Origin of the sequence: Kosakonia arachidis, from assembly GCF_900116535.1 — a bacterium.
Taxonomy (GTDB): Bacteria; Pseudomonadota; Gammaproteobacteria; order Enterobacterales; family Enterobacteriaceae; genus Kosakonia; species Kosakonia arachidis.
In genome coordinates this window covers 1,299,543-1,313,860 of record NZ_FPAU01000001.1, presented here as the reverse complement: position 1 = coordinate 1,313,860, position 14,318 = coordinate 1,299,543, and the positions used below count along the sequence as shown (strand labels likewise).

Here is a 14,318-nt window from a genome sequence, read left to right as displayed (position 1 = left end):
CTGAGGGCAAAAGGCTAAAAATCGGCGACAAACAGGGATCTGGATCAACCTTACAGCGAGTAACAGAGGTCAAAGGCGCATCCTTTGCATGGTTAATCAGCGTCCGTTTATGTTCGGACGAAAGTCGACAGGTGGCACAAATTGTCATAACTGCGACATTCCCATGTTGACCACAGGAGTTTGTGATGACCCTGAATATGATGATGGATACCGCAGCGCCCGCCGAAATCGCCGGAGCGCTCTCACAACAGCATCCCGGGTTGTTTTTCACTATGGTTGAACAGGCCCCCGTCGCAATTTCACTGACCGATGCCGATGCCCGCATTCTGTACGCCAACCCTGCATTTTGCCGGCAGTCGGGGTATGAGCTGGAAGAGTTGTTGCAGCAAAACCCGCGCCTGCTTGCCAGTAAACAGACGCCGCGTGAAATCTATCAGGATATGTGGCACACCCTACTGCAACATCGACCATGGCGCGGGCAACTGATCAATCGTCGCCGCGACGGCAGTCTGTTTCTGGTGGAAATCGACATCACCCCGCTGTTTAATGCGTTCGGGAAACTTGAGCATTACCTGGCCATGCAACGCGACATCAGCGCCAGCTACGCACTGGAACAGCGGCTGCGCAATCATATGACCCTAACCGAAGCCGTATTGAATAATATTCCGGCGGCGGTTGTGGTGGTAGATGAACGCGATCAGGTGGTGATGGATAACCTCGTCTACAAAACCTTTTGCGCCGATTGCGGTGGTAAAGAGCTGCTCACCGAACTCAATTTTTCCGCCCGTAAGGCAGAGTTGACGCAGGGCCTGGTGCTTCCGGTAGCACTGCGCGGCAACGTGCGTTGGTTGTCCGTCACCTGCTGGGCGCTGCCGGGCGTCAGTGAAGAAGCGGGCCGCTACTTTATTGATAGCGCCGTGCCGCGCACGCTGGTGGTGATCACCGACAACACCCAGCACCAGCAACAACAGGAACAGGGACGCCTTGATCGTCTGAAACAACAGATCACCAGCGGTAAACTGCTGGCGGCGATCCGTGAATCGCTGGATGCCGCACTGGTGCAGCTCAATTGCCCGATCAATATGCTGGCCGCCGCGCGACGTTTAAATGGCGACGATCACAGCAATCTGGCGCTGGATGCCGCCTGGCGTGAAGGCGAAGAAGCGATGGCGCGGCTGCAACGCTGCCGTCCGTCGCTGGAGTTGGAAAGCCCGGCAATATGGCCACTCCAGCCTTTCCTTGACGATCTGCGCGCCCTGTATCACACCCGATATAACCAGGGCGAAAACTTGCAAATTGAACTGGAATCCCCCGATCTGGTGGGTTTTGGCCAACGAACGCAACTGCTTGCCTGCCTGAGCCTATGGCTCGACAGGACCCTGGATATTGCCGCTGAGCTACGTGATTTCACGGTGCAGACTCAGCTTTACGCCCGCGAGGAAAGCGGCTGGCTGTCGTTCTATTTAAACGACAATGTGCCGCTGATTCAGGTGCGCTACACCCATTCTCCTGATGCGCTCAATGCGCCCGGTAAAGGCATGGAGCTTCGGCTGATCCAGACGCTGGTCGCCCACCATCGCGGCGCAATAGAACTGACCTCCCGGCCTCAGGGAGGCACCTGCCTGACCCTGCGTTTCCCGTTATTTCATTCACTGACCGGAGGCTCACTATGACTCAGCGAACCGAGTCGGGTACAACCGTCTGGCGCTTTGACCTCTCCCAGCAGTTTACTGCCATGCAGCGTATCAGCGTGGTGTTAAGCCGGGCGACGGAGGTCGGGCAGACGCTACAGGAAGTGCTATGCGTGCTGCACAACGATGCTTTTATGCAGCACGGGATGATCTGTTTGTACGACAGTCAGCAAACGATCCTTACCATTGAAGCCTTACAGGAGGCCGATCAACAGCTCATTCCCGGCAGTTCGCAGATTCGTTACCGTCCGGGTGAAGGGCTGGTCGGCACAGTGTTATCGCAGGGGCAATCTCTGGTGCTGCCCTGTGTCTCCGACGATCAGCGTTTTCTCGATCGCCTTGGATTGTATGATTACAGCCTGCCGTTTATTGCCGTGCCACTGATGGGACCAAACTCACAGCCTATCGGCGTGCTGGCTGCCCAGCCGATGGCCCGCTATGAGGAGCGGCTGCCCGCCTGCACGCGCTTTCTGGAAACCGTCGCCAATCTGGTGGCACAAACCGTCCGCCTGATGACCCCGCCCAGCGTCTCGCCCTCACCCCGGGCAGCCGCCGCGCAGATCGCCAGCCAGCGGGGATGCGCACCATCGCGACCGTTTGGCTTTGAAAATATGGTTGGTAAAAGCGCGGCCATGCGCCAGACGCTGGAAATTATTCGCCAGGTATCGCGCTGGGACACCACCGTGCTGGTACGAGGCGAAAGCGGAACCGGTAAAGAGCTGATTGCCAATGCTATCCACCATAATTCACCGCGTGCCGCCGCGCCGTTTGTAAAATTCAACTGCGCGGCTCTGCCTGATACGCTGCTGGAGAGTGAACTCTTCGGCCATGAAAAAGGGGCGTTTACGGGTGCGGTGCGCCAGCGCAAGGGCCGCTTCGAACTGGCGGATGGCGGTACGCTGTTTCTTGATGAGATTGGCGAAAGTAGCGCCTCATTTCAGGCGAAATTGCTGCGTATCTTGCAGGAAGGCGAAATGGAACGCGTCGGCGGCGATGAAACGCTGCTGGTGAATGTACGGATCATTGCCGCCACCAATCGCAATCTGGAAGAGGAAGTTCGGCTAGGGAATTTTCGCGAAGATCTCTACTATCGCCTCAATGTGATGCCGATCTCCCTGCCCCCGCTCCGCGAGCGGCAGGAGGACATTGCCGAGCTGGCGCACTTTCTGGTGCGCAAAATCGCACAAAACCAGAACCGCACGCTGCGCATCAGCGATGGCGCAATCCGTTTGTTGATGAGCTATAGCTGGCCTGGAAACGTGCGTGAACTGGAAAACTGCCTTGAGCGCTCGGCAGTGATGTCGGAAAGCGGGCTGATCGATCGCGACGTGATTTTGTTTCACCACCGGGAGAATCTGCCAAAACCGCCGCAACCCAGCGCAACACACGAAGAGAGCTGGCTCGACCAGAACCTCGACGAGCGACAAAGATTGATCGCCGCGCTGGAGAAAGCCGGTTGGGTACAGGCAAAAGCAGCACGCCTGCTGGGAATGACCCCACGCCAGGTGGCTTACCGTATTCAAACGATGGACATTACCATGCCGAGAATGTAATGCAGGCTTTTGTGACATTCGGCACATTGTCAGCCAAACGCCACAAACTCGACAAACAGACGACGGCACGGTGAATTTAACACATTGATTTTCAGCAATTTACGAAAATAATAAGCGGTACAGGTTTTGCAGCAGGAGGTTATGACCACACAACCAAGGTACGCCCATGACTTCCTGCTTATCCGCCGCTGGCGGTTCACGCTGTCACACCGGGCAGCGCGAACCTTTATCTGATGTTGTTGCCGGTAAGGTAGCGTCGCACCCCTGCTACTCGCAAAACGGTCATCACCGCTATGCACGTATGCATCTGCCGGTCGCGCCTGCCTGTAACCTGCAATGTAACTACTGCAACCGCAAATTTGATTGCAGTAATGAATCGCGCCCCGGCGTATCGTCATCTCTGCTGACGCCGGAACAGGCGGTCGCCAAAGTGCGCCATGTCGCCGCAGCGATCCCGCAATTGTCAGTGGTGGGCATCGCCGGGCCTGGCGACCCACTGGCCAATATTCAACGCACATTCACCACCCTGGAAATGGTGCGTGAACAGCTCCCCGACCTGAAACTTTGCCTCTCTACCAACGGGCTGATGCTACCGGATGCGGTAGAAAGGCTGGTGAATGTTGGTGTTGACCATGTCACGGTGACGATTAATACACTGGATGCCGATATCGCGGCGCAAATTTACGCCTGGTTGTGGCTTGATGGTGAACGCTACAGCGGGCGTGAAGCCGGTGAGATCCTGATTGCCCGACAACTAGAAGGTGTGCGTCGCCTGACGGCCAACGGTGTGCTGGTGAAGATCAACTCGGTATTGATCCCCGGCATCAACGATGGTGCCCTCAGCGACGTCAGCCGAGAACTGCGCGCCAGCGGGGCCTTTATTCACAATATTATGCCGCTGATCGCCCGTCCGGAGCACGGTACGGTATTCGGCCTTAACGGGCAGCCGGAACCGGATGCGCGGATGATAGCCAAGGTGCGCGAGCGTTGCGGCGAGGTGATGCCGCAGATGACACACTGCCACCAGTGCCGCGCGGATGCGATCGGTATGCTCGGTGAAGATCGTAGCCAGCAGTTTGCTCTGACGCCGGTTGAAGAGTCGCCGCAGCCGTGGTTGCCGACGCTTTACCGCCGGGCGCAGTTGCATGCCAGTATTGCCACGCACGGCGAATCGGAAGAGCCGGATGCCTGCCTGGTGGCGGTCGCCTCCAGGCGTGGCGATGCAATTGATTGCCACTTTGGTCATGCCGATCGCTTTCGCATTTACAGCCTGTCGGCAGCAGGCGCTGTGCTGGTCAATGAGCGCTTTACGCCGAAATTTTGTCAGGGAAGCGACAACTGCGAGCCGCAGGACAGCGACGCGCGGATGACGGCGGTTCTCGATCTGCTGGCCGATGTGAAAGCGGTGTTTTGCGCCCGTATTGGCTACGCGCCGTGGCAAAAACTGGAAGCGCGCGGCATTCAACCTTGCGTCGACCACGCCTGGCAGCCGGTTAACGAGGCGCTGACCGGCTGGTGGCAGTTGTGGCGTAAAAATGCGCCGTCCGATCCCGCATCACAGGGGGTGGCATGATGCCTGTTCACGACTGGCTGCGGCGTTTGCTGTGGCTCTATGCGCACGGAGAAGGCTGTTATCCGCTGATGATGGGCCTGCGGGAAACCGAGTGGGATGCCCTGCAAGCACAGTTCGATCCCCCCTCACAGCCGATGCCCGCCGATTGTTTGCTACGGCAAAAGCTAATGACTGAGCTGAATGCCACCCGCACTGACGAACAGCAACAACTGGCGCAGTGGCTGGCGGGGTATATGGCACCAGGCGCTGCGCCGATGCACAACATTATCGCCAGTGTTTCACTGGCGTTTAATCATCTGTGGCAGGATCTGGGACTAAGCTCGCGTCAGGAGTTGCGCGAGTTAATGAGCGACTGTTTTCCTGAGTTGGTAGAAATGAACAGCGAAAATATGCGCTGGAAAAAGTTTTTTTATCGTCAGCGCTGTCTGCATTCTACAGGCGAACTTATCTGCCGTTCGCCAAGTTGCGATGCCTGCTGCGAACGCGCGTTCTGTTTTGCCCCTTCCTAAATATATATTTCACGCGGCCTGCTAACTTTAAGTGAAACGGGCCACCTCTGCCGCACATGTATTTTTTGTCACCCTATATTTTTTAACAAGGAAAGTGGAATATCCTGCAACAATCACAGGGATCATGTAGCCGTGATGTTACTGTTACTTATATAGTGGAATGACTGAGATAAGAAGTTAAGAAGTACGCAGGCACGCGAGGTGGCAAATGTACTCTTTTGTAGCCAGACAGGCAATTTTTGATAATCAATTGAATACCGTTGGTTACGAACTGCTCTTCAGGGACAGTATGGATAACCGATTCCCGGATGTTTCATCCGAGCAGGCCACTACTCAACTGATTGAAGAGCAATTTCTTAGCGCTCCGGTGGGGCGTAAAAACGAGAACAGTACTGTATATGTCAATTTCCCTTACCAGTTACTGGTTCAGGGGCTGGCGGAAACCCTGCCAAAGAATCGCGTGGTAATTGAAATACTCGAAGATGCCAGCCCGGATCGCTCATTGCTGGAAGTGGTAAAACGTATGCATACCCAGGGTTTTCGCATCGCGCTGGATGATTTCAGCCCAGGTAACGCATGGGATGCCTTTATTCCCTATATCGACGTGATTAAATTTGATATAAGGAAAAGCCCACGCGAGGACATCGGCCATTATATTGTCACTAACCGCAAGTCGTTGCGTCATGCCGTATTACTGGCAGAAAAAGTGGAAACCTATGATGAATATGAATCCTATAAAAAATTGGGCTTTCATCTTTTTCAGGGTTATTTTTTCAGCAAGCCGACGGTCACCAAACGTAATAAACTGGTACAAAATCAGGCATTTGCCCTGAAATTAATGCACGAAGTGAACGTTGAATCGCCAAATCTTAATAAAATTGAAGAATTGTTAAAACGTGATGTCACGTTGTCGTTTAAAATTATGCGCTATGCGCAAAATATTCTCTATAACACCCGTGGCGTGCGCGGTTTCCGTAACCAGTCGCTGCGCGATATTGTTGTCTATCTTGGCATTAATGGTATGCGGCGCTTTGTATTGATGGCTTGCCTGACCGCCTTCGGCAACGTGACCACTACGGAAATTTATTATCTGAGCCTGATTCGTGCTAAATTCTGCGAACTGGTTGCAGAACGAACTTCCGCTTCCAGCCTCAGCAATGATGCATTTATGGTCGGTCTGTTTTCACTGCTGGATGTGATCCTCGGTTTGCCGCTCGAAGAGTTAATGAGTCAAATCGCCGTGTCGCCGGAAGTCGCAACCGCACTGGAAAAAGAGAGTGGTAAGCTCTACCCGTTTGTGCAGCTCGCGCGTCTTTTCGAGCTGAGAAGATGGGAAGAAGCAAGCAACATTACCCACAAAATCGGCTTGCCCAATTCTACTGTCACAGAGTTAATGAACCAGGCGACAAAATGGGCAGATGAACTGCCATTAATCCTGTCGCATTAATTTTCACCATTTTTTTAGTATGTAAAAATTAAAATCACCCCGCACATTGCCAAGGCATGAAACATTATTTCACTTCATAAAAATGTAAATCGGTTAAATTATTAACAGCCAAAATGGTTTTATCCTAAATTACGCTTTGCGATGCGAGTTTTTGCACAATAATCTGAGTAAATTGTGATATTGATCAGATAAATAAATCAATAAAATCCCCAACACTGCCGTTATTAATACTATCTCCATTCACACAGCGTTGAATTATGAAAAAATTAGCACAAGCCACCGTATTGACTAAGTTGCTCATCGGTTTCTCTATCCTCATTGTCATGATGTTACTGTTGGGCATTGTGTCTATTTATCAGCTAAATATGAGCAAAGATCACATTGATCAGTTCCGCAAAAATCGCACACCGGGTGTGCGCTATACCCTTGAAATGCGTGGCGTCTTAGCTGAAATGCGCTTGCAGCAGGTTCAGTACATCGCCTCAACAACGCCGGAATCGCTGGAGCAGCATCGTGGTGAATTGCTGCAAAACCAGGAAACGTTCCTGCGTGCGCAGCAGGCTTACGCCAATATCTCTGCACATGAGCCACAAGAGATGCGCGCCCTCTTCTCCACGGTGGTTGACAACTTCAAAAACTTTATCGATGTGAACGCTAAAGTCATCGAAGAGATGAAAAGCGGCAACGCCGCAGAAGCCGCCAAAATCAGCGGCGCGGTGTCGGCAAAATACCGCACGCAGTTGATGAAAGACCTGGCCACGCTGGTGGATATGGAAGTCGCACTCGGCAATGAGGCCGGTGAAGCCTCGCAAGCGGGCTATAAACAGGCGATTTATATGCTGAGCGGTTTACTGCTGCTGGCGCTGATTGCCACCGGCGTGATTGCCCTGTTTATCTCGCGTAACCTGTCGCGCCAGCTTGGCGGCGAGCCAGCGTATGCGGTGTCGATCATGAAAGAAATTGCCGCAGGGAATCTGGGTACACAGGTCAAGCTGCGTGACAACGATACCCAGAGCCTGCTGGCGACTATCCACTTTATGAATGCCCGACTGGCGGGGATCATTAACGGCATTATCGATGGCAGTGAATCCATTTCCCACGCCGCCAGCGAAATCTCCGAAGGCAACAACGATCTGTCGCAGCGTACCGAAGAACAGGCCGCGTCGCTGGTACAAACGTCGTCGAACATGCAGCAAATCACAGAAAACGTGAAGAGTAACGCCGAAAACGCCCGTAAGGCGAGCGACCTGGCGCGTCAGACATCGCACACCGCCGTCAAAGGGGGTAAAGAGGTGGATGATATGCTGAAACGCATGCATGAAATTTCGGCCAGTTCGCAGAAAATTGTCGACATTATTTCCGTTATTGAAGGTATCGCTTTCCAGACCAACATCCTGGCACTGAACGCCGCCGTTGAAGCCGCCCGCGCAGGAGAACAGGGTAAAGGCTTTGCCGTGGTCGCCGGTGAAGTACGCAACCTGGCGCAGAAAAGCGCCGAGGCCGCAAAAGAGATCAAGCAACTGATCGAGGGAACAGTAGAGAAAATCACTGATGGCTCGCGCTACGCTGACACAGCCAGCCGGGCAATGGAAGAGATTGTCACCTCGGTGAACAAAGTGACGGATATTGTTGCGGAGATTTCGGCTGCTTCAACCGAACAGCATCAGGGCATTAAAGAGATCAGCGTCGCCATCGATCAGATGGATCAGGTTACTCAGCAGAACGCCACGCTGGTGGAACAGGCAGCCGTTGCCGCGCAGTCAATGACTGAGCAAAGCGAAGGTCTGCGCGATTCAGTGCGTTATTTCCAGTTGGCACGCTAAAACCGATAGCAGGCCCGCCCAGCGGGCCTGCTATTCGCTTATGATCATTCGCTTATAATCATACGCTGATGATCGCTTTAGGTTCCATAAATGCTGACAGCCCCCACGCCCCCATCTCCCGCCCGATTCCGGAATGTTTAAAGCCGCCAAACGGCGCACGCGGCTCATGCGCCAGCGTATTGACCTGCACACGGCCCGCATGGATTCGCGCTGCCACTTGTTGCGCCCGTTCGCGGTCTTCACCCAGAACCAGTGCACTTAAACCGTATTCCGTATCATTAGCAATAGCTACGGCATCAGCCTCATCCCGGTAGCTCATTACCGTCAGCACCGGCCCGAAAATCTCTTCCCGTGCGATACGCATCTCGTTTCGCACACCGCCAAACAACGTTGGCCGGACGAACCACCCTTGTCTGCAGTTTTCCGGCCGCCCTTCACCACCTGCCAGCAACCGTGCGCCTTCCTGCAATCCGAGACGAATATAAGATTGCACGCGCTGCCACTGCTTTTCACTGACCATCGGCCCGACGGTGGTTGCCGGATCGCGTGGATCGCCAACATTCACCGCTGCCATAGCTTTCGCCAGCGCGGCTTCGCACTCGGCTTTGCGCGATTGCGGAACCAGAATCCGCGTTCCGGCGATACAGGCCTGGCCGCTGTTCATCAATCCGGCCTGGATTGCCAGCGGCACGGCTGTCGCTAAGCTGGCATCATCGAGGATAATCGTCGGCGATTTACCGCCCAGCTCCAGCGTGACGCGTTTAAAATTCTCCGCGGCGTTGCGCAGAATCGATTTTCCGGTAGCGGTAGAGCCAGTAAACGAGATTTTGGCCACATCCGGATGACGGGTAATCTCCTCACCAACCACATCGCCCCGACCGGTGACAATATTAAATACGCCCGGTGGCAGCGCCGCCTGATGCAGCGCATTTATCACTACCTGCGTTTGCAGCGCGCTCATCTCACTGGGTTTGACAACCGCCGTACAGCCCGCAGCCAGCGCGGCTGCGAGTTTGCCACAAATAAATCCGGCGTTGCTGTTCCATGGCGTAATAAGCCCAGCGACACCCAGCGGTGTCATCTCCACCAGTGCCAGGCCAGTCTGTGAGCGAAACGTAAAGGCCTTTAACGCAGAAATCGCCTCATCAACCACAGCAACCGGGTAGCGGGCCATCCAGACAGCACGGCTTTTCGGCGCGCCATATTCCATGACGATTGCCTGCAACAGCGCCTGCTCACTGGCGGCCAGTGCATCGCGCAGCCGTGTCAGCGCCGCCACTCGTTCAGCCACACTGGTGGCTGACCAGCCGGCAAACGCCGCTTTTGCCGCCGCTATCGCCCGGCGCGTATCCTCTTCATTGGCAAGACGCACCTGACCAATTACTTCCCCCGTCGCCGGGTTAAAAAGGTCGAATAGCTCGGTGCCCTGCGGGGTGACCCATTGCCCATTAATCGAAATCTGTTCTACCCGTTGCATCGGAACCTCCTTAGGACTGTGGATCCAGTGTGTCACAGCTTTATCGCGCAGATAATCCGCGCTATTCTTCATAGGTTGTTTCGAAATTCGGGATAATCTATGCATCGTTCAGGTTTGATTGAGCTGGAAGTGGTGATGGCAGTGATGCGCCTCGGCAGTTTTCGCGCGGCGGCACAGGCGCTGAATATGTCGCCAACGGCCGTTAGCAACGCCATTGCCGGTCTGGAGAGCCGCCTTAATGTGCGGCTTTTTCATCGCACGACCCGCAGTGTGGCGTTAACCGAAGCAGGAGATCGCTTTGTGACGCGGGTTGGCCCGGCGCTACGTGAAATTCAGCAGGCAGCCGATGAGATCCACAGTCTTCCAGCGGCACCCTCCGGCACACTACGCATCAATATACCGCAGGCCGTTGGTCAGCTTTTTCTCGATGGAATTGTGGTGCGTTTTCTTGCCCGTTATCCGCTGATGCGCCTCGAAATCGCCAGCGAAACGCGGATGATTGATATTGTGGCTGAGGGTTACGATGCCGGTATTCGCCTTGGCGAATCCGTCCCGCAGGATATGATTGCCGTTCCACTCACACCCGATATCCGCATGCAGGTGGTGGCTACACCAGAGTGGTTCGCTACACACGGTACACCGCAGACACCGGATGATCTTTATCAACATCAGGGTATTTGCATGCGCATGGCGAACGGTGGGATTTATCGTTGGGAGATGTCACGCCACGGGCAGCATTACGCCCTCGCAATCCCGCCCAGACTTGCCACTTCTGATTTTTTTACTTCGCTTACAGCCGTTCGCGCCGGACTGGGCGTCGGCTTTCTGCCGGGGTTTTACATTGAAGAGGATTTACGTGCCGGACGGCTGGTGAGCGTGCTGGATGAATGGACACAGCCGTTTCAGGGTCTGTGTCTTTACTATCCCGGACATCGCCATATCCCGGAGGGATTACGGGCGTTTATCGACTTTGTCCGGGAGAGTTGATCACTCCAGATGCGCACGATCAAGGCCATAGGCCTTGTCCAGTGTGCCCGGCAGCGTACGTGACGCAATCATCAGGCGGTTCCAGGCATTGATAATGGCGATGGCAAATGTCAGTTCAGACAACTCCACTTCACTGAAATGCTCACATGCTTCGCGGTACAACGCATCCGGTACGCCATCGCTACCCGGCTGAGTTAGCGCTTCACTCAGCGCCAGCGCTGCTTTCTCTTTTGCGGTGAACAGCGGCGACTCACGCCAGATAGCCACATGGTAGAGACGCAGTTCGCGCTCACCGTACAGTTTGGCTTGTTTCATATGCATATCCAGACAAAAAGCGCAGCCGTTGAGCTGCGATGCACGAATATCGACAAGATTTTTGAGAGTAATATCCAGGCTACTGTTATGCGATGCCTGGCTGGCATCAGACAGGGTTTTGATCAGCGCTGGAACGGTCTGGAAAAGATTGATGCGGGAGCTCATGTTTTTTTACCTCGTGGAGTGATTCGACCGGGGTTATATTACTGTCTTATGCCTTAGTAAAAAGATGCAAAACCTGAAAATAAAGGTAGGACATGAAACCCGGCTATAAGAGCATTTATGAGCAGTATCGCCATAGCATTGTCAGCGGGTTACTGAAGCCTGGCGACAAGGTTCCGTCCGTGCGCGTGCTGGCCAACGAACTCGGCGTGGCGCGTAAAACCGTCGAAACCGCATGGGCCATTCTGGTCGGCGAAGGTTACCTTATCAGCCAGGGTGCTCGTGGTACGCGGGTCAACCCGGATCTGATTTTGCCTGCGCAGAAACCAACGCCAAAACAACCCGTTGCCGAAGAAAAACCTCCTGCCATGATGGAAGTATTGCGCGATCAGCAAGGATTTTTGCGCCTCGGCATTCCGTCGCTGGATGCCTTTCCCTACAAGAAATGGCTGCTGCTGTGCGGTAAAGCGGTGCGCTCCATGCAGCCTCTGGAGATGACCAATCCCCCGCTGATGGGCTATACGCCACTGCGTGAAGCCATCGCCCATTATGTGAATGTCTCGCGCGGATTATCCTGCTCGGCAGAGCACGTTTTTATTACCAGTGGTTACAGCAATAACCTGCGCTTGATCCTCAATACGCTGGCGACAGACCGTGACAAGGTGCTGTTCGAAGATCCCGGTTACTTTTTCGGCCAGCAGGCGCTGAAACGCGCCGCCGCCAACTTGCACTTCGTGCCGGTTGATGATCAAGGCGTGAATGTCGATTATTTACTGCGTTATCACCATGATGCCCGTGTGCTATTTGTGACACCGTCACATCAAAGCCCGCTTGCGGTTACGTTGTCACTGCCACGCAAACATCAGTTGCTGAAATGGGCCAGCCAGAATGAAAGTTGGATCATCGAAGATGATTATGACGGAGAGTTTCACTACACCCGGAAAGTCTTGCCAGCGATGAAGAGCCTCGATAGTGATGATCGGGTCATCTATATGGGAACTTTCAGCAAGACTGTGATGCCCGCGCTGCGCATTGGCTACCTTGTGTTACCTCACGCCGCGCTCGCCCGTTTCCGCGAAACCGCTGCGCTGACCGAGAGCGGCCAGCCAGTACTGATACAAAAAATTCTCGCTGCCTTTCTTGGTGAAGGCCACTTTTATCAACATCTGAAAAAAATGCGCACGCTCTACTCGCAACGCAGAAATCACATGCTGGCCGCGCTGGAGAATATTTATCCGCACCTGTTCAACGTGGAAGTCACCGATGGTGGCATGCATATTATCGCGTTTTTACGCACCAGCACGCAGGATGTGGCACTGGCGGAGATCTGGCAGCGCCATGAATTGCAGGTCAGTCCGCTGTCGCGCTGGTATAACCAGACCTGCAAACGTTATGGCCTGATTATTGGCTATACCAATGTACGATCGTATGCGGAAGCAGAAGCGTTATTGCAGCGCCCGGCTGCAGAAACGCGGGCGCTGGCTGGCGGGCAGTAGACGTTCAGGGCAAGTGACTAACGAATGAGAGATCCCACGCCGTAGCGAGAAGAGATAAGCTGACAACCAACGTTACGGCCAGCGATATCGTTCTGTCTGAGTTTTCCATCGCGCGTCCCTCTTTAAGGTGAGTAATGTCATTAAAGCCAAAAAATGCGTAATGTGTCTTACTCTCATGTCCTAAAGATTAGGTTAACTGATAATTTTTGTCTGCAGTCATTTTGTGCGGTAACCTTTTTTCGCCCTGCATTTGTAGCAGATCGATCTCAAGAGCATTGCACATCGCATCCAATGGCAGATCGTTATCCTCGACGCCAAACGGCTCTTCCAGTTCTTCCGCCAGCGTATCCAGCGAGATAAACGTGTAAGAGATCAGCACGGAAACAAACGGCGTCATGTAGTGCAAATCTACCACCAGCGCAAACGGCAACATAATGCAGAACAGATAGACCGTGCGGTGCAGAATCAGTGAATAAGCAAAAGGCAGCGGCGTGGTAAAAATGCGCTCGCAGCCGGAAAGTACCACGGACATATCATGCAGCCGCTGCGTAATGCTCTGGAATAAGATGTCCGAAAGCGCCCCCTGCGCACGACGCGCTCCCAGCCACTCCGCCATGATCAGCAGGATGCGGTTCGCAGGCGAATGCGCCCCCAGCACTACCTGCAACTCTTCAGCCGTTAAATATTTCGCCAGCGTTTCCGTCTGCTGTTTACGTCGCAGCGTCATGCGCAAGCTGTGAGCAAAAGCCACCTGAAGACGAATGAAATGCGTGATATCACCTTCATTCGGTAGCGTGGTTTTCACTTCCCGCAGCAGTGAGCGTGAGGCAATCATCAATTGTCCCCATAGCACACGTGCTTCGCTGTAGCGCGAATAACAGGCGTTATTACGAAATCCAAGAAAGATAGCGATAGCCACGCCGAGAATGCTGAATGGTGCGACAGTCAGTTTGATGCCCAGCGAAGTATACCAGGGAAGCATCAACACCACGACGATGGAGAGCAGAAAGTTCATGAACAGACGTGAACTGATTTTCGGCAGTACCGAACCGTGCCAGACGAAAAGACGGGGAAGCCAGTGTTGTTGTGGTCGAACGATCATGGTTTAGTTGCAGGCAAAAGGGATAGCTTCGCTATTAAACGTGATCGCAATCACAGTTGCAAGTTTGCTAATAAACTGTGACGAAAAAGCAATCTGGCTGACGTTAATTGGCACAGAAGTTACTGAAACCTGTTATACAACTAATAGAATAAGTATGTTGTAACTAAAATGATTGTAAAATAT

At 53.7% G+C, this 14,318-nt stretch carries 11 protein-coding genes; 8 read left to right on the top strand and 3 right to left on the bottom strand.

Going from position 1 to position 14,318, the window contains the following annotated elements; translation table 11 throughout:
• Positions 1-185: 185 nt before the first annotated feature.
• The 6 genes from nifL to BM427_RS06395 all read left to right on the top strand — a co-directional run bounded on the left by nifL (position 186) and on the right by BM427_RS06395 (position 8,596).
• Positions 186-1,673 (top strand): nitrogen fixation negative regulator NifL, encoded by a 1,488-nt coding sequence (nifL, locus tag BM427_RS06420; protein ID WP_090120189.1) that lies wholly within the window; start codon positions 186-188, stop codon positions 1,671-1,673.
• Entirely contained in the window at positions 1,670-3,244 is a 1,575-nt protein-coding gene (gene nifA / locus BM427_RS06415; RefSeq protein WP_090120187.1) for a nif-specific transcriptional activator NifA, read from the top strand. The genes nifL and nifA overlap by 4 nt, the downstream gene beginning before the upstream one ends.
• 166 nt (positions 3,245-3,410) lie before the next feature.
• On the top strand, positions 3,411-4,817 hold the full coding sequence (gene nifB / locus BM427_RS06410) for a nitrogenase cofactor biosynthesis protein NifB (protein WP_090120186.1): 1,407 nt from the start codon (positions 3,411-3,413) through the stop codon (positions 4,815-4,817).
• Complete coding sequence (locus BM427_RS06405; protein WP_425280058.1) at positions 4,814-5,326, top strand: nitrogen fixation protein NifQ; 513 nt, start codon at positions 4,814-4,816, stop codon at positions 5,324-5,326. Before nifB ends, BM427_RS06405 begins: the two co-directional genes overlap by 4 nt.
• A 208-nt stretch (positions 5,327-5,534) precedes the next feature.
• Positions 5,535-6,773, top strand: a complete 1,239-nt coding sequence (locus BM427_RS06400; RefSeq protein WP_090120184.1) for an EAL and HDOD domain-containing protein — start codon at positions 5,535-5,537, stop codon at positions 6,771-6,773.
• Between the two features lie 257 nt (positions 6,774-7,030).
• A complete protein-coding gene (locus BM427_RS06395; protein ID WP_090120181.1) occupies positions 7,031-8,596 on the top strand; it encodes a methyl-accepting chemotaxis protein in 1,566 nt (521 codons plus the stop codon).
• Between the two features lie 58 nt (positions 8,597-8,654).
• On the opposite strand, the gene BM427_RS06390 is transcribed toward BM427_RS06395, so the two are convergent.
• The gene (locus tag BM427_RS06390) at positions 8,655-10,073 is read right to left on the bottom strand and encodes an aldehyde dehydrogenase family protein (RefSeq protein ID WP_090120179.1); all 1,419 of its coding nucleotides are present in this window, start codon (positions 10,071-10,073) and stop codon (positions 8,655-8,657) included.
• Positions 10,074-10,172: 99 nt separating this feature from the next.
• On the opposite strand from BM427_RS06390, the gene BM427_RS06385 reads away from it, so the two are divergent.
• Complete coding sequence (locus BM427_RS06385) at positions 10,173-11,060, top strand: LysR family transcriptional regulator (protein WP_090120177.1); 888 nt, start codon at positions 10,173-10,175, stop codon at positions 11,058-11,060.
• Here the strand turns inward: BM427_RS06385 and BM427_RS06380 are convergent, their stop codons facing one another.
• Positions 11,061-11,540: a carboxymuconolactone decarboxylase family protein gene (locus BM427_RS06380; protein ID WP_090120176.1), complete on the bottom strand. Its 480-nt coding sequence runs from the start codon at positions 11,538-11,540 to the stop codon at positions 11,061-11,063.
• Positions 11,541-11,632: 92 nt separating this feature from the next.
• On the opposite strand from BM427_RS06380, the gene pdxR reads away from it, so the two are divergent.
• A complete protein-coding gene (gene pdxR / locus BM427_RS06375; RefSeq protein ID WP_090120174.1) occupies positions 11,633-13,033 on the top strand; it encodes a MocR-like pyridoxine biosynthesis transcription factor PdxR in 1,401 nt (466 codons plus the stop codon).
• Between the two features lie 187 nt (positions 13,034-13,220).
• On the opposite strand, the gene BM427_RS06370 is transcribed toward pdxR, so the two are convergent.
• Positions 13,221-14,135: a bestrophin family protein gene (locus BM427_RS06370; protein ID WP_090120172.1), complete on the bottom strand. Its 915-nt coding sequence runs from the start codon at positions 14,133-14,135 to the stop codon at positions 13,221-13,223.
• Between the last annotated feature and the right edge of the window lie 183 nt (positions 14,136-14,318).